The 24,600-nt window shown below is 57.2% G+C and carries 23 protein-coding genes; 14 read left to right on the top strand and 9 right to left on the bottom strand.

Going from position 1 to position 24,600, the window contains the following annotated elements; translation table 11 throughout:
- Positions 1-5: 5 nt before the first annotated feature.
- From ABD796_RS06200 to recQ, 4 genes are all read left to right on the top strand, one after another.
- Positions 6-1,028, top strand: a complete 1,023-nt coding sequence (locus ABD796_RS06200; RefSeq protein WP_344904573.1) for an ABC transporter ATP-binding protein — start codon at positions 6-8, stop codon at positions 1,026-1,028.
- A 68-nt stretch (positions 1,029-1,096) separates the two neighbouring features.
- On the top strand, positions 1,097-2,101 hold the full coding sequence (locus tag ABD796_RS06195; RefSeq protein WP_344906266.1) for an ABC transporter ATP-binding protein: 1,005 nt from the start codon (positions 1,097-1,099) through the stop codon (positions 2,099-2,101).
- 1 nt (position 2,102) lies between these two features.
- Entirely contained in the window at positions 2,103-2,483 is a 381-nt protein-coding gene (locus ABD796_RS06190; RefSeq protein WP_344904570.1) for a hypothetical protein, read from the top strand.
- Positions 2,484-2,646: 163 nt separating this feature from the next.
- On the top strand, positions 2,647-4,455 hold the full coding sequence (gene recQ / locus ABD796_RS06185; RefSeq protein WP_344904567.1) for a DNA helicase RecQ: 1,809 nt from the start codon (positions 2,647-2,649) through the stop codon (positions 4,453-4,455).
- A gap of 133 nt (positions 4,456-4,588) precedes the next feature.
- On the opposite strand, the gene ABD796_RS06180 is transcribed toward recQ, so the two are convergent.
- The 4 genes from ABD796_RS06180 to ABD796_RS06165 are packed head-to-tail and all read right to left on the bottom strand — an operon-like array spanning position 4,589 to position 8,365.
- Positions 4,589-5,359 (bottom strand): ATP-binding cassette domain-containing protein, encoded by a 771-nt coding sequence (locus ABD796_RS06180; protein WP_344904565.1) that lies wholly within the window; start codon positions 5,357-5,359, stop codon positions 4,589-4,591.
- A 5-nt stretch (positions 5,360-5,364) separates the two neighbouring features.
- A complete protein-coding gene (locus ABD796_RS06175) occupies positions 5,365-6,156 on the bottom strand; it encodes an ABC transporter permease subunit (protein ID WP_344904562.1) in 792 nt (263 codons plus the stop codon).
- Positions 6,140-7,312, bottom strand: a complete 1,173-nt coding sequence (gene ssuD / locus ABD796_RS06170; RefSeq protein WP_344904559.1) for an FMNH2-dependent alkanesulfonate monooxygenase — start codon at positions 7,310-7,312, stop codon at positions 6,140-6,142. The genes ABD796_RS06175 and ssuD overlap by 17 nt, the downstream gene beginning before the upstream one ends.
- Before the next feature lie 33 nt (positions 7,313-7,345).
- Positions 7,346-8,365: a sulfonate ABC transporter substrate-binding protein gene (locus ABD796_RS06165; RefSeq protein ID WP_344904556.1), complete on the bottom strand. Its 1,020-nt coding sequence runs from the start codon at positions 8,363-8,365 to the stop codon at positions 7,346-7,348.
- A gap of 277 nt (positions 8,366-8,642) precedes the next feature.
- On the opposite strand from ABD796_RS06165, the gene ABD796_RS06160 reads away from it, so the two are divergent.
- The 4 genes from ABD796_RS06160 (at position 8,643) to ABD796_RS06145 (ending at position 12,860) form a co-directional block, all read left to right on the top strand.
- Positions 8,643-9,842: a helix-turn-helix domain-containing protein gene (locus ABD796_RS06160; protein WP_344904553.1), complete on the top strand. Its 1,200-nt coding sequence runs from the start codon at positions 8,643-8,645 to the stop codon at positions 9,840-9,842.
- A gap of 170 nt (positions 9,843-10,012) precedes the next feature.
- Positions 10,013-10,894 (top strand): hypothetical protein, encoded by an 882-nt coding sequence (locus ABD796_RS06155; protein ID WP_344904550.1) that lies wholly within the window; start codon positions 10,013-10,015, stop codon positions 10,892-10,894.
- A gap of 156 nt (positions 10,895-11,050) precedes the next feature.
- Positions 11,051-12,025 (top strand): Gfo/Idh/MocA family protein, encoded by a 975-nt coding sequence (locus ABD796_RS06150; RefSeq protein WP_344904547.1) that lies wholly within the window; start codon positions 11,051-11,053, stop codon positions 12,023-12,025.
- 37 nt (positions 12,026-12,062) lie between these two features.
- Complete coding sequence (locus tag ABD796_RS06145; protein ID WP_344904544.1) at positions 12,063-12,860, top strand: sugar phosphate isomerase/epimerase family protein; 798 nt, start codon at positions 12,063-12,065, stop codon at positions 12,858-12,860.
- A gap of 110 nt (positions 12,861-12,970) precedes the next feature.
- Here ABD796_RS06145 and ABD796_RS06140 read toward each other — a convergent pair whose 3' ends face one another.
- Entirely contained in the window at positions 12,971-13,177 is a 207-nt protein-coding gene (locus ABD796_RS06140; protein ID WP_344904542.1) for a hypothetical protein, read from the bottom strand.
- A gap of 210 nt (positions 13,178-13,387) precedes the next feature.
- On the opposite strand from ABD796_RS06140, the gene ABD796_RS06135 reads away from it, so the two are divergent.
- On the top strand, positions 13,388-13,762 hold the full coding sequence (locus ABD796_RS06135; protein ID WP_344904539.1) for a DUF423 domain-containing protein: 375 nt from the start codon (positions 13,388-13,390) through the stop codon (positions 13,760-13,762).
- An 80-nt stretch (positions 13,763-13,842) separates the two neighbouring features.
- Here ABD796_RS06135 and ABD796_RS06130 read toward each other — a convergent pair whose 3' ends face one another.
- A complete protein-coding gene (locus tag ABD796_RS06130; protein WP_344904537.1) occupies positions 13,843-14,154 on the bottom strand; it encodes a hypothetical protein in 312 nt (103 codons plus the stop codon).
- Between the two features lie 100 nt (positions 14,155-14,254).
- Positions 14,255-15,484 (bottom strand): NAD(P)/FAD-dependent oxidoreductase, encoded by a 1,230-nt coding sequence (locus ABD796_RS06125; RefSeq protein WP_344904534.1) that lies wholly within the window; start codon positions 15,482-15,484, stop codon positions 14,255-14,257.
- Between the two features lie 199 nt (positions 15,485-15,683).
- Between ABD796_RS06125 and ABD796_RS06120 the strand changes: the two genes are divergently transcribed.
- Both ABD796_RS06120 and ABD796_RS06115 read left to right on the top strand, forming a co-directional pair.
- The gene (locus ABD796_RS06120) at positions 15,684-15,926 is read left to right on the top strand and encodes a hypothetical protein (RefSeq protein WP_379121258.1); all 243 of its coding nucleotides are present in this window, start codon (positions 15,684-15,686) and stop codon (positions 15,924-15,926) included.
- Positions 15,927-15,948: 22 nt separating this feature from the next.
- Positions 15,949-16,551, top strand: coding sequence for a spore coat protein (locus ABD796_RS06115; RefSeq protein WP_344904529.1), 603 nt, complete (start codon positions 15,949-15,951; stop codon positions 16,549-16,551).
- A gap of 76 nt (positions 16,552-16,627) precedes the next feature.
- Here ABD796_RS06115 and ABD796_RS06110 read toward each other — a convergent pair whose 3' ends face one another.
- Complete coding sequence (locus ABD796_RS06110; RefSeq protein ID WP_344904526.1) at positions 16,628-17,206, bottom strand: hypothetical protein; 579 nt, start codon at positions 17,204-17,206, stop codon at positions 16,628-16,630.
- Between the two features lie 203 nt (positions 17,207-17,409).
- Between ABD796_RS06110 and ABD796_RS06105 the strand changes: the two genes are divergently transcribed.
- A complete protein-coding gene (locus ABD796_RS06105; RefSeq protein WP_344904524.1) occupies positions 17,410-17,709 on the top strand; it encodes a YunC family protein in 300 nt (99 codons plus the stop codon).
- A gap of 131 nt (positions 17,710-17,840) precedes the next feature.
- Here ABD796_RS06105 and ABD796_RS06100 read toward each other — a convergent pair whose 3' ends face one another.
- The gene (locus ABD796_RS06100; protein WP_344904521.1) at positions 17,841-20,810 is read right to left on the bottom strand and encodes a TIM-barrel domain-containing protein; all 2,970 of its coding nucleotides are present in this window, start codon (positions 20,808-20,810) and stop codon (positions 17,841-17,843) included.
- A gap of 248 nt (positions 20,811-21,058) precedes the next feature.
- On the opposite strand from ABD796_RS06100, the gene ABD796_RS06095 reads away from it, so the two are divergent.
- Both ABD796_RS06095 and ABD796_RS06090 read left to right on the top strand, forming a co-directional pair.
- Entirely contained in the window at positions 21,059-22,903 is a 1,845-nt protein-coding gene (locus tag ABD796_RS06095) for an SGNH/GDSL hydrolase family protein (RefSeq protein WP_344904518.1), read from the top strand.
- 41 nt (positions 22,904-22,944) lie between these two features.
- Positions 22,945-24,561, top strand: coding sequence for a glycosyl hydrolase family 28-related protein (locus ABD796_RS06090; protein ID WP_344904515.1), 1,617 nt, complete (start codon positions 22,945-22,947; stop codon positions 24,559-24,561).
- Positions 24,562-24,600: the final 39 nt, after the last annotated feature.

Below are 24,600 nucleotides of genomic sequence, written 5' to 3'. Positions count from 1 at the left end.
CTGGCGTGGCGCAAAACGAAGAAGTCATTTTACAGCTGAACGAGGTACGGGCGCATTTTCGCGTCAAAGAGGGCCTGCTGAAGGCGGTCGACGGCATCGGCCTTGCGATCCGGCGCCGCCGCACGCTGGGAATCGTCGGGGAATCCGGCTGCGGCAAGAGCGTGACGTCGCAGGCGATATTGCGGTTGTTGCCCGCATTCGCCACGGTCAGCGGCGAAATGCTGCTGCGGCGTACGAGGAACGGTCGCGACGAGATCGTCGATATCGCCAAGCTCGATCCGAACGGGGAAGACATGCGCAGCATTCGCGGCGGGGAGATTGCGATCATCTTTCAAGAGCCGATGAAGGCGTTCTCCCCGATTCATACGATCGGGGACCAGATTATCGAAGCGATTGTGCTGCACCAGACGCAAGACCGCAAGGAAGCGAAGCGAATCGCGCTGGAGACGCTGCGCAAAGTCGGCATGTCGAATCCGGAGCAAAGGCTGAACGAATATCCGCACCAGCTGTCCGGCGGCATGCGGCAGCGGGCGATGATCGCCATGGCCGTAGCCGGCAATCCGGCAGTGCTGATTGCCGACGAGCCGACAACGGCGCTCGACGTAACCGTGCAGGCGCAGGTGCTGCGGCTTATCAACGAATTGAAGGAGGACAGCGGTACGTCCGTCGTATTCATTACGCACGATTTGGGCGTCATCGCGGAAATGTCCGACGAGGTGGCCGTCATGTATTTGGGCAAAGTCGTCGAATACGCTGATGTGGACACTCTGTTCTACGAAGCGGCTCATCCGTATACGCAGGCGCTTCTTGCCTCGATCCCTTCGCTTGCCGGCCGACAGGAGCGGCTGGAGACGATCGAGGGTACGGTGCCGTTTCCGATCGATTTGCCGGAAGGGTGCGGATTTTACAACCGCTGCCCGAAGGCCAGGCCCGGCGTCTGCAACCGGGGCGAAGTGCCGCTGTACGAAGTGAAGCCCGGTCATCAGGTGCGGTGCGTGCTGGTCGAGCCGCAAAGGGAGGCGAACTGACGATGGGACTCTATGCACAGACCGAAGTCGCTGCTGCGGATGAGGAGCTCGAAGATCGTTCCGGTCGGATGGAATCCATTTTGCGGGTGGAGGGCTTGACCAAATATTTTCCGATTCGCAAGGGATTTCTGGGCCGAACGGTCGGCAGCGTCAAAGCGGTGGACGACGTGCGGCTCACGGTAAACAAAGGCGAAACGTTCGGGCTCGTCGGCGAATCCGGCTGCGGCAAATCGACGCTCGGCCGATGCTTGCTGCGTGCTACCGAGCCGACCGGCGGCAGTATCCTGTTCCGCGACCGAAGCGGGGCAGAATTGGACGTAGGCAGGCTCGACAAGCCGGGCTTGAGGAACGTACGGCGCGATATGCAGCTCGTATTTCAGGATCCGTATTCATCGCTCAATCCGCGGATGACCGTAACCGAAATCGTTGGAGAGCCGCTCATCTGCCACGGCATCGCCAAAGGCAGCGAACTGAGGCGGCGGGTAGTCGAACTGATCGAGATGGTCGGCTTGAGCGCCCGGCAACTGGATCGCTATCCCCATGCGTTCAGCGGCGGGCAGCGCCAGCGAATCTGCATTGCCCGGGCTTTAGCTACCTCCCCACGCTTCCTGGTGTGCGATGAAGCGGTCTCGGCGCTGGACGTATCCGTGCAGGCGCAAATTTTGAATTTGCTGCGAGAGCTGCAGGAGCGGCTCGAGTTGAGCTATCTGTTCATCTCTCACGATTTGGGCGTGATCCGGCATATTTCCGACAAGGTAGGAGTCATGTATGTGGGCAAGCTTGTGGAAACGGCAAGCACCGGGGAGCTGTTTGAAAGGCCGTTCCACCCGTACACCGAGGCGCTGCTGTCGGCGAAGCCTATACCCGATCCGCGCCGTAAGGCCGAACGGATCGTGCTTGCGGGCGAGGTGGCCAATCCGGCGAACCCTCCGTCCGGCTGCTATTTTCATCCGCGCTGCCCGTACGCGCGGGACGTATGCAAGACGGCGGCTCCGCCCATGAAGCAGGTGGCGAAGGATCATGTTGTCGCCTGCCATTTTGCGGGCGAGCTTCAGTTGCGGGGGGCGTTATAACGTGAACGTATGGGGACTCGTATTCGCCGTATTTGTTCCGGCGATGGCCGTCCTGATGTTCGCCTTCTCGTGGCTGTCGCACGCGACGGTCCGGAGGACGATCGGGAGCAAGCATCGGGCGCTGGAGGAAATTCACCTGACGAACAAGGTGCCGTCGTTTTGGACGGACAAATACGACCGCAAGCTGCATGCACTTGGACAAGCCGGTACGGACGCACGGGCCGCGTCCGAATGGACCAGGCGGAAGCGAAATAAAGTCTTGTCAAAGCTGGATGGGTTAATCGGGTACACGCAGCGGACAAAGCTGGTCGCCGAGGAGGAAGTGCGTCTTGTCCTGCTCGACGCTTTGCACATGCTGCGCGCTGAATGGCAGGAACGGTAGAGGGGCTGAGTCGGGCGAATATCGTCCGACCCGGCCTTTTGTGCGCTTGGCAGCGCAACCCGCTTGACCCGAATAAACCGTTCCTGCCGTCGGATGGTGTTGGGCGTCTCTCTGCTGTGGTATAGTGGAAGGTAACGATTCAACAGGAGTGGGAGGGACTATAGTGCCTGCGCAAGCCCAGGAGAAAGCAAGAACGATTTTAAAAACGATGTTCGGCTACGACCGGTTCCGCAAAGGTCAAGAGGAGATTATAGCCGGGGTGCTGGACGGCCGGGATTCGCTGGCCGTCATGCCGACCGGAGCGGGCAAGTCGATCTGCTACCAGGTCCCGGCAGCGGCGATGGACGGGGTCACGCTCGTCGTGTCGCCGCTCATCTCCCTGATGAAGGACCAGGTCGACGCGCTCAATCAGACCGGGATTCCGACTACGTTCATCAACAGTACCTTGACGGTCCGAGAGCTGAACGAACGGTTCCGGGAAATCGCCGCCGGCAAATACAAGCTGGTGTACGTTGCCCCGGAGCGGCTGGAATCGGAAAGGTTCGTGCGCCTGCTGGAGCAGCTGACAATCCCGTTCGTCGCCGTCGACGAGGCTCACTGCGTCTCGCAGTGGGGCCACGATTTCCGCCCGAGCTACATGTCGATCAGCCGGCTGCTGGACGTCATCCGCCCGAGACCGATTATTGCCGCCTTCACCGCCACGGCTACAGACAAGGTGAAGGACGATATCGTGCGCCATCTGCGGCTGGACCGCCCGCTTCGGGTCACGACCGGCTACGCCCGGGACAACCTCAGCTTTTTCGTGCTTAAGGGCGTGGATAAAAAAACGTATCTGGCCGATTATGTGCGCAACCGCGCCGCCGACTCCGGCATTATATACGCGTCGACCCGCCGGGAGGTGGAGGAGTGCTGCGCCTATCTGCTCAAGCTCGGCGTTCGCGCCGGCCGCTATCATGCCGGGTTGACCGAGGAGGAGCGGGCGCGCAATCAGGAACTGTTCCTGTACGACGAGCTGAAGGTGATGGTGGCGACGAACGCCTTCGGCATGGGGATCGACAAATCCAACGTGCGCTACGTCATCCATTACAACATTACGAAAAACGTGGAGTCGTATTACCAGGAGGCGGGGCGCGCCGGGCGGGACGGCCAGCCGGGAGAATGCATCCTGCTGTATGCTCCGCAGGACGTGATGACGCAAAAGTTTCTGATCGAGCAGGGAGAAAGCGACGAATCCCGCAAGACGATCGATTACGGCAATTTGCACGGAATGGTCGAGTATGCCCATACGACGGAATGCTTGCAAAAGTATATCGTGCGCTACTTCGGGGATGCCGAAGGGGAGTCTTGCGGAAGGTGCAGCAGCTGCACGGACGACCGCGAGGTGGCCGACGTCACGCTGGAGGCGCAAAAAATATTTTCCTGCGTCGCCCGCATGAAGCAGCGCTTCGGCATCACCATGACAGCCAAGGTGCTGCGAGGGGCGAACGATGCTAAGGTGCGGCAGTTCGGTTTCGAACAGCTGCCGACTTACGGGGCGATGAGGGCCCTCAAGGAAAAAGACATCGTTAATCTGATCAACGTGCTGGTCGCCGACGGCTATATGAAGCTGACCGACAGCCAATATCCGGTGCTGACGCTGACTGCGGAGGCCAAGTCGGTGCTGGAGGGCAAGGAGAAGGTGTTCCAGCGGGTTACGCCGGTGAAGCGCGCCGATTCCCGCATAGCGGAGGCCGGGGACGAAGCGTTGTTCGAGAAGCTGCGCCAGCTGCGCAAAACGTTCGCGGATCGGGACAAGCTGCCCCCTTACACGATATTTCACGACGCTACGCTGCGGGAGCTATGCATCGTCATGCCGGTAAGCGAGGAAGAGATGCTGGAGGTCAAAGGCATCGGCCGGCACAAGTTTCTCAAATACGGCCAGCCGTTTCTCGACTGCATTCGGGAGCATGCGGCCGGAACGAAGCGCGGGTAAACAGGTTCGGTTCGACACGCTCCAACTATTGTCTTCCGGCAGGACATAGGCGCAAAACCATAAAGCCCGGATTAACTAGCGGAGACGGCCATACGGCTTCCGCGAGCATCCGGGCTTTTTGGGCATGCGTATTTTAAATCGAGTAAGAAGGATGTTTTGCTGCAGGGACGCTGCGTTCCTCGCGCCCGAGAATGCGGTCGAGAATGATTTTCTCGAAGTGGGCGAAGCCGCTATCCTTCTCGCGCGGACGGTCCAGCGTAATGGCGATGTCGAGCGTAATCCGGCCGTTCTCGATCAGCACGACCCGATCGGCGAGGGCGACGGCTTCGCTTACATCGTGGGTAACCAGCACGGCGGTGAACTTCTGCTCGTCCCACAGCCGCTCGATCAGCCGCTGCATTTCGATGCGCGTCAACGCGTCCAGCGCGCCGAGCGGTTCGTCCAGCAGCAGCAGCCGAGGCTCCCCGACGAGCGCCCGGGCGAGGGCGACGCGTTGACGCTGCCCGCCGGACAAGACGCCGGGCCAGTCGTTTGCGCGGTTCTCCAGGCCAACGTCCCGCAATGCGTTCAGCGCAAGCTGGCGCGAGCCGTTCCTGACGCCGATCTGCACGTTGGCCGCCGCTCTTTTCCAGGGAAGCAGCCGCGCGTCCTGAAACAGCATTCTCGTGCTTTCGCGTATGCCTGTAATGGCTGTGCCGTCGATCGTGACGTCTCCGTGCGTCGGCTGCTCGAGTCCGGCCATCAGCCGGAGCAGCGTGCTTTTACCGCAGCCGCTGCGGCCGACGACCGCGACGAATTGGCCGGCTGGAATATCGAGCTCGATACGGTCGAGCACCTGCTGTTCGCCGAACGATTTGCTGGCTCCGCCGACAAGCAGCCGGGCTCCTTTGCGGGTTTCATGCATAGGTTTTACCCCTTTCGTTCGCGTTTGGCATAACTAGGATGCCATTGCAGCAGCCATCGCTCCAGCCCTTTGGCCATACTGTCCGACAGTTTCCCGAGCAAGGCGTAGATCAGGATCGACAGCACGACGATGTCGAGCCGCATGAATTCCCGGGCGTTCATCGCCATATAGCCGATGCCCGAGCTGGCGGATATGGTCTCGGAGACGATCAGCGTCAGCCACATGAAGCCGAGCGCGTAGCGCAGCCCGACCAGAATCGACGACAGCGCTCCCGGCATAATGACGTGCCGGTAAAGCGCCAGCCCGCGCAGGCCGTATACGTCGGCCATCTCGTTCAGTCCAGGATCGATGGAGCGAATGCCGTGCAGCGTATTCATATAAATGGGGAAAAACACCCCGAGGGCGACCAGAAAAATTTTCGCCGACTCGCCGATGCCGAACCATAAAATGACCAGCGGAATGAGCGCCAGATGAGGCACGTTGCGCACCATTTGCAGCGTGCTGTCGAGCAGCCGGTTGGCGACCACGAACACGCCGTTCAGCAGTCCCAGCAGGAAACCGATGCCGCCGCCGATGCCGAGTCCGATAAAGGCCCGTTGCGTGCTGATGCCGATATGGCGAAAAATATCTCCGCTGCGCACGAGCGCCAGGCCGGCCTCCGCCACTTTCAGCGGAGTCGGCAGCGTGCGGGTGGAAATCCAGCCGAATTGGCCGAGCAACTGCCAGGCGACCAGGATCAAAATCGGCACAAGAGCCGGAACGTAAGGGCGGTACAGCTGTTTACGGAACCAATTCATGAGAAGCTCCTCCAGTTGGGGCCGGGACGCCCGGTTCGGGGCGTTTGTTGTAAGCGATCAATTCCCCGGAGGCGGGAATGGCCGGGGCCGCCGCGTTCTCTCTCGCTGCCAGCGGCAGAAGGGGGAACAACAGCTCGGCCGTCCGGTAAGCTTCCTCCAGGTGAGGATATCCGGATAAAATGAACGTTTCGATGCCCAGCTCTCCATAGCGCTTCATGGCTTTCGCCACGGAGGCGGGATCGCCCACCAGCGCCGTTCCGGCGCCGCCGCGGACCAGACCGATGCCCGCCCACAGGTTGGGTCCGATAACCAGCGACGCTTTGTCGCCGTTGTGCAGTTGGGCCATCCGCCGCTGCCCGACCGAGTCGTACCGACCCAATACTTGCTGGGCTTCGGCGATCGTCTTTTCGTCTACGTGGCGAATAAGCCGATCGGCCGCTTCCCACGCCTCCTGCTCCGTTTCGCGGACGATGATATGCAGCCGGATGCCGAAACGGACCTTCCTTCCGGCGGCGCGGGCCAGCTTGCGGACTTCCTCCAGCTTCTGCTCCACCGCTTCCGGCGGTTCGCCCCAGGTCAAGTAATAATCGACGTGATCGGCGGCAATCTGCTGCGCGTCCGGCGAGGAGCCGCCGAAGTAGAGCGGCGGGTAAGGCTTCTGAAGAGCGGGGAACAACAGCTCGCCGTTCTCGGCGCGCACGTATTTGCCCGCGTAGGAGACGACCTCCCCCTGCATCAGCCGCCGCCACACGGTCATAAACTCGTCGGTTTGCTCGTACCGCTCCCGGTGGGACAGGAAGATGCCGTCCCCGGCCAGCTCGTGCGGGTCCCCGCCGGTAACGATATTGACGAGCAGCCGGCCTCCGGACAGTCTGTCGAACGTAGCGGCCATTCGTGCCGCGGTCGACGGGGACATCAGTCCGGGCCTTACGGCGACAAGAAATTTCAGCTGCCGCGTCGAGGGGAACAGCGAGGACGCCGCTACCCACGCGTCCTCGCACGCCTTGCCCGTCGGCACCAGCACGCCGTGATAGCCGAGCCGGTCGGCGGCTTGGGCGATTTGCCGCATATAATCGAAGTCCACCGCCCGCGCGCCGGTCGCCGTGCCCAAGTAGCGGCCGTCTCCGTGCAGCGGAATAAACCAGAACAGTTCCATGCTTGTCTCCTCACTCCCTTCGTAGGGCAGGGGTTACTTCAATACCGCCTTGCTGACGTTGATCGCGTCCGGAATAAGCTTGAGCGCGAAGAAGGCGTCGGCGACCTTTTGCTGCTGGGCGATAATGCTGTCGTCGATTGGCAAAATCCCGTAGCCGCGGTGCGACAAAGCCTGCTTCAAGGACGGAACGTCCAGCCCGAGCCCTGGCGCCAGCAGTTTGGCGACCTCTTCCTGATTATCCTTGGCCCACCGGTCGGACAGCTCCAACTGCTTCAGCAGAATGTCGATCACATTGCGGTTCGCCTCTGAAAAACCGCGGGAGCCCAAATAAAATTCGTAGTTGCTTACAAGACCTTCCCCGTCGGCGAGCACCCGCGCTTCGGTGGCCAGCTGCGCTGCCGAATAGAACGGCTCCCAGATGACCCAGGCGTCGACGCTTCCCTTCTCGAAAGCTGCCCGCGCGTCGGCCGGGGGCAGGAATACGACTTCCACATCGGTGTACTTCAGCCCGACCTTTTCCAAATATTTGACGAGCAGGTAGTGCACGTTGGAGCCTTTGTTCAGGGCGATCTTCTTGCCCTTCAGATCGGCTCCCGTCTGAATCGGCGAGGTTTTGGGAACTAGAATGCTCTCCGCCTTCGGACTTTCCGGCGACCGGGCCAGGTAGACGAGAGGCGTGCCTGCGGCTTGGGCGAAAATGGGAGGCGCTTCCCCGACGTTGCCGAAGTCGACGCTGCCGACGTTCATCGCTTCAAGCAGTTGCGGCCCTCCCGGGAACTGGATCCATTCCGCCGTGTAGCCGATTTTGGCCAGCTCTTCCTCCAAGCCGCCCTTTTCCTTCAAAATGTTGATCGAAGCGTATTTCTGGTAGCCGATTTTGATCGACTTTTTGGCATCCGCCGTTTTGGCGCTGCCGGACGGAGTGCCTGCGTTCGCCGGCGCATCGGAGGTAGGGCTTGACCCGCATGCCGCCAACAGCCATAACGTCAGCGATAATAAAATAGCCCCGGCCGCGCGCATACCCGTTTTGAATGTCCCCGCTTGCAGTTTCATCGTCTCGCTTCACTGCCTCTCTAATCAAAAATTCATTTTAAAAACTTATAATTCCAATTGAATTACTAAGTTTTATTACACCGAAATTACCATCCTCGGGAAGGGGTGTCAATACAAGGAGCGCACATGAGGAGCAATGAGGAGGAATGAGGAACAAATTCGCAATGGCGAACGGATCAGCGAAAGTATCGATACCTATAGATAATCGTTATAAAATATCTTATAATACCTATAGTATTAATTGGTATTATCGTTTCGGAGTAGCGGGGTGCGGCTTATGTCCAAAGAACGCTTGAATTTGCTGACTCTTCAGGAGGCGATCGATCTGCTCGGCGTCAGCCGGGCCACGATCGACCGCTGGCGCAAGGAGAAGCAGCTTCCCTATATTAAGATCGGCAAAGAAATATGGGTCGACCCGGAGCAGCTGCACGCCTGGGTGCACCTGCACGCTCTCGGGAACGGAGCGGAACGGCGGAGCGTGCGGAAGGCTGCCCGCAAGACGGTTACGGTCGGCTATCAGAGCGGCGCGGCTTTGCTATGGAGCACGCTCATTATTAAGCAGCTCGGGCTGTTCGAGCAGGAACTGGAAAAAACGAGCCCGTCCGCGGACTACGAGGTGCGTTGGACGAACGCGTCCAACGGGATGGAGCTGGTCGAGGAACTGATCGCCGGTCGCGTGCAGATCGTGTCCGTCGGAGATTATCCGATCGTTGCCGGTCGCGGACTCGGACAGCTGCTTCCGCGCTTCCGGCCGCTCGTGCTCGCCTTCGACGGCAAAACGAGCGGCGGAGGCGGCATCTCGCTCGTCGTTCCTGCCGGCGGCCGCGTCCGTAAGCCGGAGGAGCTGGCCGAGGTAGCGATCTCCACGGTCGGCCATTCCAGCGCCTCGTACCGGCTCGGCCAATATATGGGCGCCTTCGGCTTCGATTCCGCGCCGGTCGTCCATCGCAGGATGGGCGACTGCCTGAGCGGGCTCATGGAGGGCAGCGCGGGAGCGGCTGTGCTGTGGGAGCCTTATCTGAGCTGGGCGCAGCTGCTCGGAGCCGGATCGCCGATCGGATCTGAAGGGGTAGGCGGGGACTATTTGACCGGATTGATGACGGACGGCAACTGGGCGGACGGGAACGAAGATACGGTGATTGCCTACTTGAAGGCACATTTGCGGGCGCACGCCTTTATCCGCCGCCAGCCGGAACAAGCCGCTGTTCTTATTCACCAGGCGAGCGGCTTTCCCGTATCTGTCGTCAGCCGCGTGCTGCCGCAAATTCGGTGGGACGCTTCCATATACGGCCGCGATCTGCAGACACTGAGCCGCGTCGGCGGAGGGCAATACGGAGAACCGAATGGAGACGGGGGAGCAGGCGGAGCGCCGGTTTTTCAGAAGCGGTATTTGCAGGAGGCCGTAGAGGCGCTCAGACTGCCGCTTTTACCGGACGCTCCATTGCCGGGGGAATGGTCGCGGGAGCACGTGTACTGACGCTTCGCGGCTTTCCGGCGTTTCGGATGAGATTTCTGTTGCCGCTTTCATAAGGCTGCATTATGATGGGAATGAAGGGCTTGTCTGGTCTTCTTTCCATGTTCGGGAGACTTTTGAACGGCTTGCCCGGTAAAAGACCATTATGGAGCATGGCAAAGGTGGAGCTTGAAATGACGGATACGCAGCAAGCTGGGGAACAACGTTACACGCTTCGGGCCAGAGATACGGCCGTCGTTCTCGGAGCGGACAGACAAAGGCACGGCCTGGTGTCCTTGACGGCCCCGGGTTTGGAGAGAAATGTCGTACGGGAGCCGTATTTTGCGCTGAATTTGTACCGGATTATGCATGGCGGTCGACTTGCCGCGATTGCCCGATATGAGCCGTTCGAGCTTGTATATGCGACGGAGAGCGGGCTGAAGCTGGCATGGCAGCCGACGGAAGCCAACCCGTGCCGGTTGGAAGCCGAATATACGATTGTCGACGAAGCGACCGTCGATCTCAAGCTTTTCCTGGAGGCGCAGCAGCCGCTGTCGAATTACGAGCTTACGGTATCCTCCTATTTCGATTTTGCCCTGGAACCCTATTCGGTCGTTCCGAGCTGGCCGGGGAAAACGGCAGAAGACGATCTGCTGCTGCTCAAGCTGGAGGACCATCCTTACATAAAAGGCCATTACGTCTATTTGCCGCGGGATAACTCGGCGGCGCACACGCTGCTGGACGGACGATGGCTGGACGAAAAATCCGGCAGGCCGATCGCCCATTTCGTCACGGGCCCGTGCTACGGGGTACCGGCGGCCGTCATGGGAACGGAATCGCTGCACATCGTTCAGGCCGCGCGGCCGGACGAGTGCCGGGCGATCGGCATTACGTACTCGAGTCCGGACGAGAGCGATATCATCCGGCAGCATAACGCGCTGTATTTCACCTTGTTCGGCGGAGATCTGGAGCCGGGCGACCGGCGCACTGCGGCCATCCGGCAAACCCTTGTGGCGGGACCTCCGACGCTGGCCAGCGTCCGGCGAGTGTACGAGAGCTTGACCGAGCCAGGATGATATGGACGAGTTAAAGACAGCTTCGTTTATTGCCGCAAGGAAAGCGGCTGTTTTATAATAATGGCATACAACGCTCATACGGTCTCCCAGCGTATTCGTCGGGAGACCTTTTTGCGGCTTGCGAGCAGCTACACTACGGAAGCGGAGGAAAGCCATATGAGTTACAAAGTAGCTTTAATCGGAGCGGGCGGCATTACCGTATCGCATTTGGAAGCGCTTAGCCTAATGGACGAATTGCAGGGTGTGGCGATTGCGGATATTTCGCAGGAACGGGCGGAGGCGGCCGGCGCGCAGTACGGACTAACCGCTTACACCGACTACCGGCTGATGATCGAGCGGGAGAAACCGGATATCGCCGTCGTCACGCTGCCGCATTTTCTGCATAAGGAAGCGACCCTGTTCGCAGCCGAGCGGGGCTGCCACGTCATGCTGGAGAAGCCGATGGCGCTGAACGCCGCCGAATGCGACGAGATCATCGAAGCGGTCGGCCGGGCGGGAGTGCGTCTGATGGTCGGCCATACGCAGCATTATATCGAGCAAAACCGCACAGCCAAGGCGATTATCGAGGAGGGCCGGCTGGGCCGGCTTGTCATGATAAACGACGTGCGGCATGTGCCGTATTACCGCGATACGCGTCCGGCCTGGTTTTTCGAGAAGGCCAAAGCCGGGGGCGGCATATTTATGAACCTCGGCTCCCACTCCATCGACAAAATCCAGTGGCTGACCGGCAGTCGCGTCGCCCAGGTGAAGGCGGAGGTCAGCCATTACGGGACGAAGGGCGACATCGAGGGCAGCGGCATCGCCTGGCTGCGAACCGAAAGCGGCATTACGGCGACAATTTCCCAATCCGGGTATACGGTCGTGCCGCGCAACGAGACGGAGCTTATTTTCACCGGGGGCATGCTGAAGCTGCTGACCGGGCAAAGCCTCTGGATTAGCGAAGACGGGCAGTACGTCGAAGTGCCGGTAAAGAGCGAGGAGCCGTCATTCGTGTTGCAATTCCGCGATCTGCTCCGCTATATCGAGGAAGGCGTCGAGCCCAGCTCGTCGATGACTTATTCCCGCAGCGTCGTCGCCGCGGTTGAGGCGATGTACCGGTCCAGCGAGACGGGTGCGGAACAAAGACTGTGACGGCGAAAGGTTTTGGACGGAAAAGGAGGGTGGAGCGATGAAGTGGAGTCTCTGCTCGACCGGCAACCAGGACAAGCCGGTCGAATATGTGTTGAATCGGGTAAGGGAACTTGGCTTGGAGGGCATTGAGCTGTGGATCGGCCATATCGACGATTACGCCGAGCGTCACGGCTCGATTGACGGCTTGATCGAAGAGTTGGGCCGGAAGGGCGTCAAGGTGCCGGCCGTCAGCCCGTACGTAGCGTTCTCCAAAAGCGACGAGGAGCGGGAGCGAAGCCTGGCTATCGTCGAGCAGGCGGCACAATACGCCGTTCGCTTCAATAGTCCCATCGTACGGATCTTTCTCGGCCATCTGCCTTCGGCGGAGACGCCGGTCGAACTGTGGGAGCAGTCGATGGAGGCTCTGCGGAAGGCGCTTGCCATTGCCGACCGCTACGGGGTGAATCTCGGCCTGGAGCTGCATAACAATACGTTTGCCGATACGATCGGCTCGATCGAGCGGATTGTCCGGGAAGCGAACCATCCCCGGCTGCGCCTGATCTTCGACGGATTCAATCTGTATCTGGAACGGGTCGATCAGGCGGAGGCGCTGGAGGCTCTGATCGCTTATACGGATCATGTGCATATGAAAAGCTATTTCTGGAATCTGGATGAGCCCGAGACGCGGAGGCCGACGTCGGTATTCGACGGGGACGTGGACAACGCCCGCATCTGCCGAGCGCTTCAGAGGCATGGCTACGCCGGATTTATTTCGTTCGAATATTTCGGGGAAGACGGGGAGAACTGCGTGAAAGCTTCCGTCAGCGAGCTCCGCACGAGCGGCTGGATGAAATAATGAAAAAGAGCAGGCGCCAATCCTGCTCTTTCTTGCGTTGCATGGTCTGAACGAACCTATGTATTCGTAAAAGGTCTGACTTTGTTCTATGGCTTGTCCGGACTATCCTTTCAGCTGGTCACACGACCGGCTTTTTTATTTTGCCGCCAGCGCCGCAAATATTCGCGGTTGTATTCGCTGTAATATTCCCAATTTTCGCTTTTCCATTTTTTATTGTAAGCGGTTACCTTCTCCAGGTTCGCCTCCCGGTATCTCCGGCTTGCTTCGCGGTGCCGCTCCAGTCGCTCCTCGTCGGTGTAAATGCGTTTTCTCGGCATATCATCATCATCCTCCTAAGGTAAGCGGTTCGGAGAACCGACTGTTTTGTGATACTAATTGTATCAAAAACCATCGTTTATGCCAAGTGAATTGTGACAATTTGTATCTTTTAAACCAACCCCGCGGTTCACCGAATGTTCGCTGGCGTTCCTGGCTCCGTTTCGGTATTCTTGTTGGTAGAACTAGCAACAGAAGGGAGATTGTCTGCCATGTTTCGCAAATATGCAAGCTGGGGTGCCATCGCGATGCTGCTGGCGGTTGCCTTGGGCGCATTCGGCGCTCACGGCTTGAAGGATAAAATCGAGGCCAATATGCTGGCCGCCTACGAAACCGGGGTGCAGTACCATATCGCCCACGCACTCGGCCTGATCGCGATCGGTCTGATCGCCGATAAGCTCGGCGAGTCCCGGACGATTTCCCGCGCTGCGGGATTTATCGTTGCCGGGATCATACTGTTTTCGGGAAGCTTGTATGTAATGGCGGTCACCGGCATCGGCAAGCTGGGCATCATTACGCCGTTTGGCGGGGTATCGTTTCTGGTCGGCTGGGCAATGGTCGCAATAGCCGTCCGCAAGCGCGGCTGAATCGGCAACGGAACAGGAAAGAAGCCGGTCCCCCGATAGGGGCCGGCTTCTTCTGTTATTGCCTGATCAAAAGCCTGTCACTAAAAAAAACCCGGATATCCGCCATACCCACCGTACCCGCCATATCCACCGTATCCGCCATACCCACCATACCCACCATACCCACCGTATCCGCCATAACCGCCATAGGAGCCGATAGCGAGCAGATCGAACAAAACCAGCGGTACAAACGCTTTTGTTTTGACCGTCTTCCCTTTGCTTTGCTCCACAATTAGTTCATTACCCTTCATGCCCCGCAGGAGACCGGTTACGACGGCGCCGTTTTTTCGCACCGCGTAGATTCTTTTCCCTATCAGCTTTTTCACGTCCTGCCTTTTCACGTTAGATTGCATCGGAAGAACCTCCTTAATCTCCAATCTACCGTATAGTATGCAGGCGAATGCTTGCTGCTTGGACAACAACCCGCTCTGTCCCAAAATCCGGCTTGTCTGCTCAGACGGGAGTGGCCGTTGGCCACTTGGGACGATTGAACCGGAACAGATCGGCATCCGGATGATACCCGTCCGTAATGAGTCCGGCGATGATCTGCGAGGCAAAGGTGCAGTAGGCGGTGCCGTTGCCTCCGTAGCCGAGTGTAAAGAAACACCGTGGAAACGACTCCTGCGTTCCGATCAGCGGCAGCCCGTCGTGGGTGTCGCCGAAGGCTGCGGTCCAGTGGTACTCGGCCCGCAAGCCGGGAATTTGCGGGAACAGACTTTGTAACTGCTCAATCAATAGCTCGGCTTTATGCGGCAGCATCCGCTCCCGTTCTTCGGCATCGTTCATCGGTTCGTCCAAGCCGCCGACGATGATGCGGTTATCCGCCGTCGTTCGCATATACAGGTAAGGACGGGCCGTTTCCCATATCAGGCTGCGCTCGTGCCAGCCGGGGAAACCGTCTAGCCGCTGCGTTGCGACCGCAAACGTGCTGGCGATCGCTGCATTCGGATTCCGCCTCCACTCCTGAGCCTCATAGCCTGCGGCGACAATGGCGTACCGCGCCCGGATGCGATTTGCCGGCGTATAGAATTCGATTCCGTCGGCGGTTTCGGTGTGGCGCTTGATTTCCGTATGCTCGTAGATGCGCGCGCCGTGCCGGGAAGCATAGAGCAGCAAAGCGTTTACATACCGGTACGGATTGATTTCGGCATCGTTTCGCGTATAGATGGCTGCTGGCTTACGGAAGGAGAATCGTTCGCCTATGACGCGCTCTTCCCAATACTCGACATCGAAGCCATGGGCGGACAATGCCTCGTATTCTTTGCGCAAATCGGCCACGTCCGCCTCGCTGCTCGCATAGTACAAGCTGTCCCGGCGTTTGAACTCAGGATCGACGTCCAGCATCTTGCTTATGACCTCGATGCGGGTCAGCGCCTCCCGGCAAAGCCGGTAAAACCGCACGCCCTTCTCCGTCCCGAGCGAGTTGATGCAGGCAAAGAGCGGCTTATCGTTGGATGTTTGCAGCAGCCCGGTATTGGCGCTGGAGCTGCCCGATCCGACCTCTCGCTTGTCCACGACGACGACGTCCAGGCCGCGACGTACAAGCTCGAAGGCGCACACGGCCCCTCCGCTGCCCGTGCCGATCACCAGCACGTCGCAAGTAATGTCCTTATCTAGAGCGGGATAGGAAGGAAGAGGCGGAAGTCGGTCCAGCCAATAGCTTTTTCCTGAATGCAGATCCATAACGTTTCAACCTCGTTTTAGAATGTATTTACCCTATGTACGCGAATCAATAACAGGCGCAAATAAACGGTTGGCCCGTGGAATGTGTACATAGTATGTGCGCCAAGTGTCAGGCCATTCATACATAAGAGGGAAGGCGTTGGGGAAATGTAATCGTCGAGAGAGCTAAGCTCTTAGCAGGAATGAGAAGGGAGGATACATGCAAATGAATCAAGGAATGAAGCCGTTAACCGCCAAGGAGTTGGAATATGTGGCGGATTCGATGTCCAACGAAGATTTGCTGATCAAGCAGCTGGCCGCTACAGCTTCCGAGACCAAAAATCAGGTGATCAAAGATAGCTGTCTGAACATTCTTCATACGCAAGAGAAACATTACCAGACGCTGCTCGGCAGCCTGCAGCAGCATATGAATCTGGCGCCCCAGCAACCGGCGGCGAACTAAGAAGAAGGAGGAGGTCCAAACGATGTATACGGGAACGCAACAGCAAACAAGACAACCCGGGCAGCAATCCCGGCAAATGACGCCCCAGACATGGCAGCAGCAACAGCAACAGGCCAGCGCGCAATGGCAGCAGGCTTCCCAGCACCAGCCCAACTATCAGCAGCAGCATGCCGCTCCCCAGCTCCAGCAGCAATGGCAGCAGCAATCCAACCAGCAATCTCAACAGCAACAGCAAAATGCTACGTTCATGGAGGACCAGGATTTGCTGTATACGATCCTGTGCGATCTGAAACGGACTTGCCGCGAATATACGACGGCCGCCACCGAATCGAACTGCCCGGCGGTCCGGCAAATGTTTACCCAACTGCTGAACGAAACGCTCAACTCGCAAGGGCAGCTGTATCAGTTGATGAGCCAGTTGAACATGTACAATACGTCTTCCCCGGCGTTGCGCCAGGAAGTTGACAAGCAGTCCAAGCAGTATACCCAGTCCGGGCAGAAAACATCCCAATTCGTTCAGCAAAAGCTGTCGGCTGCCGGAAAGCAGGCTCAACCGGGCGTTCCGTTCGCGGCGATGTCCTTCAATCAGGGATTTTCGACAGCGGGTCACCCGCAGTACAACTAACATTCGGCTAACAGCCAACAAAACAGGGACGGTCCCGCAGAAGTCGGCGAACTTCGCGGGGCGGTCCCTGTTTGCGCTACAAGACAATATCTTCGATTTCGTTTAGATTGAACGAGTACACTTTTTTCTCGTCGACGTGGTAAATCGTCAACTGCTGGGCAGAGCTGTCAAAATTGAGAATGCGGCAAGGGATGCTCAGCTTTACTCCTTTTTCTTTGACCGCCGTAATCCGTACGAGCGTCCCGCTTTCTTGCAAATGGAGCAAATTTTGCAGATTGAGCGTTCCGCCTTCGGCATTGACGGGCGACGGAGGAGGGCTCTGCCGCTGATCCGGAGAGACGAAGCTTCCCTGCTTCCGGGAAGAATCCCCGTTTTCTTTGCGGCTTGGCTGCTGCTGACGCGTATCTAAGCCGTTTTTTGCCGGAACGGTCTGATTTTGTGGAATAGCGAACGGCTGCGGCTTGGAAGTCTGTACGATCTGTTCGATCGCTTTCCCGAATTGCATACCGTCCAATATGCGGAAATCGTCGACCTTCGGATGATTCAATGCTTGCAGCAACGAAGCCAATGCCAGCGTGTGGGTCGATTCTTCGATCATAATCTCTAAGCGAAACAGATGCTTCTTCCTTTCAAATGCCGGTTTACGTGGTTCCATGAGCTCACTTCCTGAGTTTTCAATAGGTCTTCGGTCGTCTTATTATAACAAAACGAAACGGAAAAGTAGAGCCCGACCTTTTTGATCCCGCGAGAAGAGCATGGCGTAAACATCCCCGCGCAGCTTGGGCAAACGACCGGACTTCCCCGGCTGGGCATGCATATAGTGGTATTGACTACGAAGCGAAGGGAGAACGTCCGACCATGATGGAGGTAAAACCGATAGTGATCGAAGGCCGAACGGTTATCGGCGTCACCGTAGAGCTGCCGAAAACGACGCTCATCGCCGTATCGACCGACAAAGGCTACATTATGTGCGGGGCATTGGACGTAGGGCTGCTGAACGAACGGCTAAAGGACCGCGGTATCGTCGCCGGACGCGCCGTAGGCGTGCGTACGCTGGAGCAGCTGCTCGAAGCCCCACTCGAATCGGTTACGCACGAGGCGGTCGCTCTAGGCATTCATCCGGGAATGAAGGGGCGGGATGCGTTGATGCTGATGTAGGCTTGAACCGCGGAAGGCTGGAGAGGGGGCCATAAGGCCCGCTCTTTTTTAATCTTGTCATTTGCCGAAGGGGGGCTGGCTGACCGGCCCATTCGCAAGGAAGCGTTCTGGTCTCCTAGTTAGGCTCGACGCTATATATCGAATCGTTTGCTTTTTTTGATCGGAGCAATCAATTCCCCCGGAGTGATCCCCCAATATTTGCGAAAGACGCGAATAAAATGACTGTAATCTTTATAGCCAAGCGCAACGGTGACATCGACTATCCGGTTGCCGGCGAGCAGCATTTGTTTGGCCAACAGCATCTTTTTCTCCGACATATAGGCAGAGAAGGGCTTGCCCAGCTCTCTTTTGAACAAGCGGCTCAGGTGGGACGAGTTCACGTGCAGTCGTGCCGCGACGTATTGAAGGGTAAGCTCCCGATCCGGCTCCTGCTCGACAAGGGCAATGACTTGCTTGATCAGAATAGGGGCAGATGCAATATGCGCCGTGCCGGAGTAATCGACGAATCTCTGTAAAACACGCCGCAGAAGGGAGTAAGTGCCGTCGCTTAAAGTCATGCCCGGCAAATTCAACAGATCCATATAATCGTCTCGGGCAACTTCCTCAAGCTTCCATCCTCTCCTTTCGGCTATGTGCAAGAACACCCCGCCCATGTTCAACAAATATTCGCGTGTCCGGTTGTCGCTGCCGGCAACGTCCGGACGGCTGTTCCATATCAATTGCAGCGTCTCTTGAGCTTTGTGCAAGTTTCCCGCCAGAAGGCTGATTTCCAGCTGGTTCTCCCATGCTCCGACACTTCTTCCGATCGTGCGGTCTTCGGACACGAATGGTTTCCGCTGCGCTTGCTCCAGACCGGATGTCCTGGCGTTTGCTCGGGTTGCGGCCGCGTCGGTTATCAGCTCGATCCGAAGTTCATCTCGACCTTCCGGGGCCTCCGCCACGAATAGATGAACCTGCCACGAATCCCGATCAAAATGCCAGGTTGTATCCTCCCCTTCATTTCCCGGCGTAGCGATCCGTTCCGGCAACGATTGACTATTGACGAATACCCGAATCGGCTTCGCTTCCAAGTGGATATACACAGCGTAGCTGCGTATTCGGGGCATGCCTTGAAAATGGCCTTCTCTCGGCTCGATACGAATCGCGACATTCCCGTTCTCCGCCCTGACGCAAATGTTCGTTTTCGACAATTCCCGGTTTAAGTAGCCGTAAGTGACTCCATCATCTTCATAAAGGGTATATTCGCTCCATCCATGCGGGTAAACGTGCAGACCGATCCGTTCCGGAACCCCTTCTTCGATGGAATTCATTTCGGGCCAGACGGGAATGATGGAACCCGCTCTCGCGAATAGTGGACCTCCCGCATGGTCGGGCGCTGTATAGAGAAGCTCCTTGGGACCGGTGTGTCGTTCGTTCGTCCAGTAATCGATCCACGTTCCCTCCGGCAAATAGACTTTATTCGTGAAGGCCGCTACCAGAAAGGATCCGCCAAGCATATAGTGGTTCAGCAATTCGTCCGACCTTGCGTCATCCGGAAAGCAAAGAGGCATCGCTCGAAGGATGGGCATTCCCGTTTCCGCGGCAACGTGAGCTGCGGAATAGATGTACGGGATCAGGCTGTAGCGGAGCTTGGCGTATGCCCGGAACAGACGCAGCAATGCCGGATCCAGCATGCACGGATGCTGCCAGTAAGCGAAATTGTTCAGGTGGGACCAAGGCTGTAAAAAACCGAAATGAATGCCCGCCGGGGAATGGGGCTCCATGTCGCTGGTCGTGTGGACATGCCCGGACAAGCTGTGATTTAGCAAGGACACGAGCGATTTGGCGCCCTTGTTCGAGGACCCCGCCCACGTCGCGGCATATTGCTGCAAGCCCGTATAACCGGTCATGGCGTACATCATTGCCCGGCGGCCGGTCTGCTCCCGGTACCCTTCCTGCATCTGTTTGAAGAGCAGAAGCGGGTAAAGGTTATGAATTTCCTCGGGGCTCATCCCGTTCCCCCATTTTCGGTTGGGACGGGCAATCGGCATATGGCTTCCGTCCAGCTTGAACGCCGAAACTCCTTGGTCAACAAATTTGCGCAAATGATCGTACCATATTTCCTCCTCTCCGTCGCCGGATTGGACATCGCCGGATAGGAGACGCTCCTCGTGAAGGCTCAGATCGTAATTGCAGCAAAGCCATAAACTTAGCTTGAAGTTAAGCCGGTCCAGCGCGCCCAGAAACGTCCGCGGGCTTCTCGATGCCCATGGCGGGATAGAAAATCGTTCGGGATGCCAGTTTTTGTCCGTGGAGTGATCGTAATGTTTCTCCATCCAGCCGGGCTCCAGACCGATCATATCGCAGGGGATTTCTTCCCTGCGGAAGTTCAGCGCATCCTCCACGACTTCCCGAGCGTTGGCCTGCTGGTTGCAGGTGAAGGTCAGCCCGTAAGCCCATTTCGGCAGTAATACCGGCTTGCCGGCAATGTCGGTATACCGGTCGAGAATGTGTTCGTAGCGCTCCCCGGCGAACAGGTAATAATCGGGCTCGCCGCCCTCGCATTCGATGCGCAATTGATCCGGAATCGAATAGCCGATATCGATGGTTTGCCGCCAAACCGAATTGACCAGCATGCCCCAACCTCTACTGCTCATTAAAAATGGAATCGGTACGCGCGATTGATGCGGGGACACCCGCATGTCGGCGAGACGGCCTCTGTGCTGGATGCAGGATCGGGATTCGTCCCCGAGCCCGTATAGTTTCTCCCCCTCGGTCAAGCCAAACTGTGCCGTGAATCCTTGGGCGGAACTTTGCAAGCTAACGGCGCCTTGGAGCAGCATCCGTCCATCCGAACGCATAAGCCGGATGGTTCCGTCCCGTTTGTCTGCCTGGAGCGTCGCTTCGGATGTTTTTATGAACAGGGCGGATCCATCTTCGTTCAGGGTATAGTCGGCCGGATACGCGGAGCAGCGCAAAATCCCGTATCGGTTCAGCGGAGGCTCCGGGAATTCGTCCCGAACGCTCGTCCTGATGCGAAACGTATGCGCGGCCGCAGGCTGAATGCGAACGTAGTTGCCGTTCAAAGCGCGGAATTGAATAGGGGCGGGTACGGTAGACAATCAATCCCTCCTCAGCTGCTGCTTGTTTGCGATGTAATGAAAACGCTGTCATGTATGGGTGCAATTATCATACCATAGCGGATCAACAACAGTCATCCACGTACCGTAACATGCAATCGATGAACCTAGAATACAAGGATTATGCCTTATACAATTAAACCATACCGGATAAAGGGGGGAATTTCAGTCGTTTCGAATAACGATGGCACTATGAATTCGGAAACTATTCATTTTACAGGGAGGTAGAGATGTTGAAAAGATGGGCTGGAATGCTTGGCTTATTCGCGCTGTTTAGCGTACTTGTTCTGGGAGCAAAAAGTTACTTATTCCCGAATGAGATAGCAGCCCAACAAGATTATGGCTCTGCGAAACGATCGATTGTGGCCACCTCCCCAAGCAATAACGGCGGCATAAACTCCGGCGTTGTAAGCGGGGAAACGTTCGCTTACTTCAAGGATACCTATACCGTCTTGCAAGATGCAACCAATTTGCAATTCATCCTGACCAACTATTACGGAGATAAAATCGGCAAAAACAGTTTGACGCTGAAGATCGGCTTCCAGATTATCGGTTCGGCGACGTTTTATCCGGTGCATTTCCAGGGAAGCCGGCAAGTCGTAGTGGACCCGGGCGCGGATGTATTAACCGATCCGATCGGGGTATATGTCAAGGCGGGCGACAAAATCGTCGTTCAAACGAGAGTGGAGGTGCCGCCAGGCGGAGAATGGCCTGTAGGCAATCAGGCGCTCGAGTACGTGGCCGGCTCCGCATCGGGCAGTCTGGATTACACGTCCCGGACGTTTCCTCCCGGCTCGGCTGCCATAGCGGGCTACAGCCCTGTCGGTGTTCTGGGCACGGTCAGCAAGGATAGCTGGCTTCCAACCGTAGGGATTTACGGCAGCTCCACATTTGCGGGAACCAACGATAACTGGAGAGGTCTCGGCGCGGCCGCACTCGAAGGAAAGCTTCCTTATTTTAAAGTGGCCAAGGGCGGAGAAATACTGCAGCATATTACCTTCCCCCGTCTGTCCCTGTTAAAGTACGCTGACGCCGTTTTATTGTACGTTACCTCCAACGACCTCAATTCCGGCCATTCGTTTGAAACGATAAAAAGTAATCTGATGCAGTTGTTTAACCAAATGCATGTTCAAGGCATCAAAATATACGTTTGTCTCCCGATGCCCCGTACGACGAGTTCGAACAGTTGGGTCGATTTGAACGGTCAAACGCTGAATGCGGTCTACGGACCTGGGGGGAACTGGGAAAAAGTCGTGGAATGGCTAAGCTCCGCTCCATCCCCCGTATCCGGTGTATTCGATACGCTATCTCCTGTGGAGTACAGGCTGCCGGACGGACAACGAACGGGCAAATGGAAGCCCTTGCTTACGAAAGACGGGTCGCATCTGAAAGGTCCGCTGGCGTACGACACCGTTTCATCCGCTATTTATACGGATGTTATCAAGGCACTGGGCAATACCGGTAGCATACCCTTTATACCGATAACCGTAAGCGGTACGGATGCGCCTATGCCAGCAAGCGATTATGATTCGTTCGACCGCGCGAACGCGACGACTTTGGGAGACGGCTGGTTGGAGATGGAGAACGGCTTCGAGCAGTTCCCGGTCTTCGGGATCGAATCCAACAAAGCGTATAACTCCAAATATCAGGGCATGGCCATACGACGCATTGCCGACGGCAACAATTTTCATTTGACCGCGAATATCGAATTCCGCTCCAATTACCAATCCGGGCTCGCCTGGAACGTCATCAGCAGAAGCGATTTCTTCATGCTTAGGGGCGACAAGGGAGGCGGGGGCGGCGTTAAGCTATTTGCCATCAACTCGGGAGGCTATGTGACGGTCACTTCCGCCAATGTACCCATTGTAGCCGGTGTTCCCGTCAAAGTGGAGGTCATTAAATACGACGGTGTGATTACGGTCAAATTCGATGACGTTGCACTTTTAAGCTATACGTTGACCGCTGCCGAAAGCAGCAAATTCAACACGGTTAACAGTGCCGGAATATTTGTCAATGACGGGGCCAGCTCCGCTTCCAGATGGTTGGATTACAAGGCGGGCAAAGCTGTGGAATGATGTGGGCATGACAATACTCAATAATCGGGAGGATGGATCAAATGGATCACGAAAAGGGGCAGCAGGTCGAGCCAGGACAATCGGCGGATTCGGCAACAGGCGGGCAATCCGGGCAAATGCGCAAGGAAGCGATCGGTGCAAAGCCGATCAGCCGCCGGAAGCTCCTGGCTTCTCTTGGCGTATCGGGGGTGGCCTTCATGTCCGGAGGGATGGTGACGAACACGTTCGGCCAGCAAACGGTTACAGGAGCTGTATACGACGAAGCCTCCAGCGCCGATGACATCTATTACCGGCTGAATGCCAGTCTGACGGAAAGATCCGTAGGCGACAAATTGCGCGAATCGGTCAGCGTCAAAGACTTCGGCGCGGTCGGCGATGGCATTGTCAACGACACGGCCGCCCTGCAAGCCGCCGTGGACTACATGCGCAGCGTCGGCGGGGGGAGCATCTACTTCCCTGTAGGCGTTTATAGAGCGACCGGAGTCCGGCTCTATTCCTTTATAACGCTGCGCGGGCCGGGTCACAACATGTGGGGATTTTCAACCAGAGGGAAGAGCGCAGTCATTAAGTCGTGGGACGAGGGAGACATCTTCTACTCGACCGGGGATACGATAGAAAACGTTACATTCGAGGGCGTTACATTGGTCGGCTTGCAACCCACCGGTACGAAAAATACGCAGGGCATCGTCTTGCACAATTCCATAGGCGTAATCATCAACGGCTGCGACTTTTTTCTGTTCAAAAATGAGGCAGTTTGGCAAAAGGCCGGCGGCACGCTGCGAATGAACAATTGCAAAATATTCGGCGGCAGCCGAAGAGGAACGTCCTTTGCGGAACGGACGGGGGCGGTTCGCCTGAGCGGTCACGATAATATGATCGCCAATACGGAGATCGGCGCGGATTATTCGGGCGATTCGACGAACTTGTGGAATTGTGCGGTAAAGCTGGAGAAAGCGTCCGCGAACATGTTTGTCAATTGCGTATTCGAGGGGGCGGACATTGGGATCTACGTAGCCGGTCCGGACAACAACTTCGTCAATTGCCGGGCGGATATCAACTACGGACACGGCTGGTGGTTCAGCCGGGAGCTTCCCAGCCATGTTCCGCCAAGGAGAAACCGCTTGTCCAACTGTTGGGGTCACCGTAACAGCCGGTATGAAAGCAACACCTTCGACAATTTCAGAATCGAGCCCGGACAAAGTATTACAGGCATCCAGATGACGAACTGCAAGTCGTCTGCCAATGCGAGCAACGATAAGTGGGCGCATCGGTACGGCTTGTACGACGGAGCGGGAGACACGCTTGTTATCGGCTACAGGGATGATGAAGCGATGACCAAATGGTTTGATGGCATAAGCGGCTACGCGGGTCCGCAATGCAGCTTCAACCAGCAGGTATTCGTCCCGGCTAGCGGAACGACCGACCCGGATGTGACGGCCCGGGCCATTATCCGCTTTAACAACGCCGCCCCGACGACCGTTACGGGCTTTGCGAACGGAGTAAACGGACAGACGCTGGATGTACTGTCGATCAATGCGAATACGAGTATCGAACATAACGCTGCGATTAAAACGAACACGCTTGCGACCAAGGTGCTGGTCGCGTTTACCCTGTATCGTTTTAAAAATATTTTGGGAACCTGGTACGAAACGAATTAACGATAGAACTCATTGTTTATAAAGAACGGCGCTCCTTGG

The sequence above is a fragment of the Paenibacillus hodogayensis genome, assembly GCF_039536325.1.
Classification (GTDB): domain Bacteria; phylum Bacillota; class Bacilli; order Paenibacillales; family NBRC-103111; genus Paenibacillus_AB; species Paenibacillus_AB hodogayensis.
The sequence above is the reverse complement of the archived record's forward strand: the minus strand, read 5'-3'. Positions and strand labels throughout refer to the sequence as shown.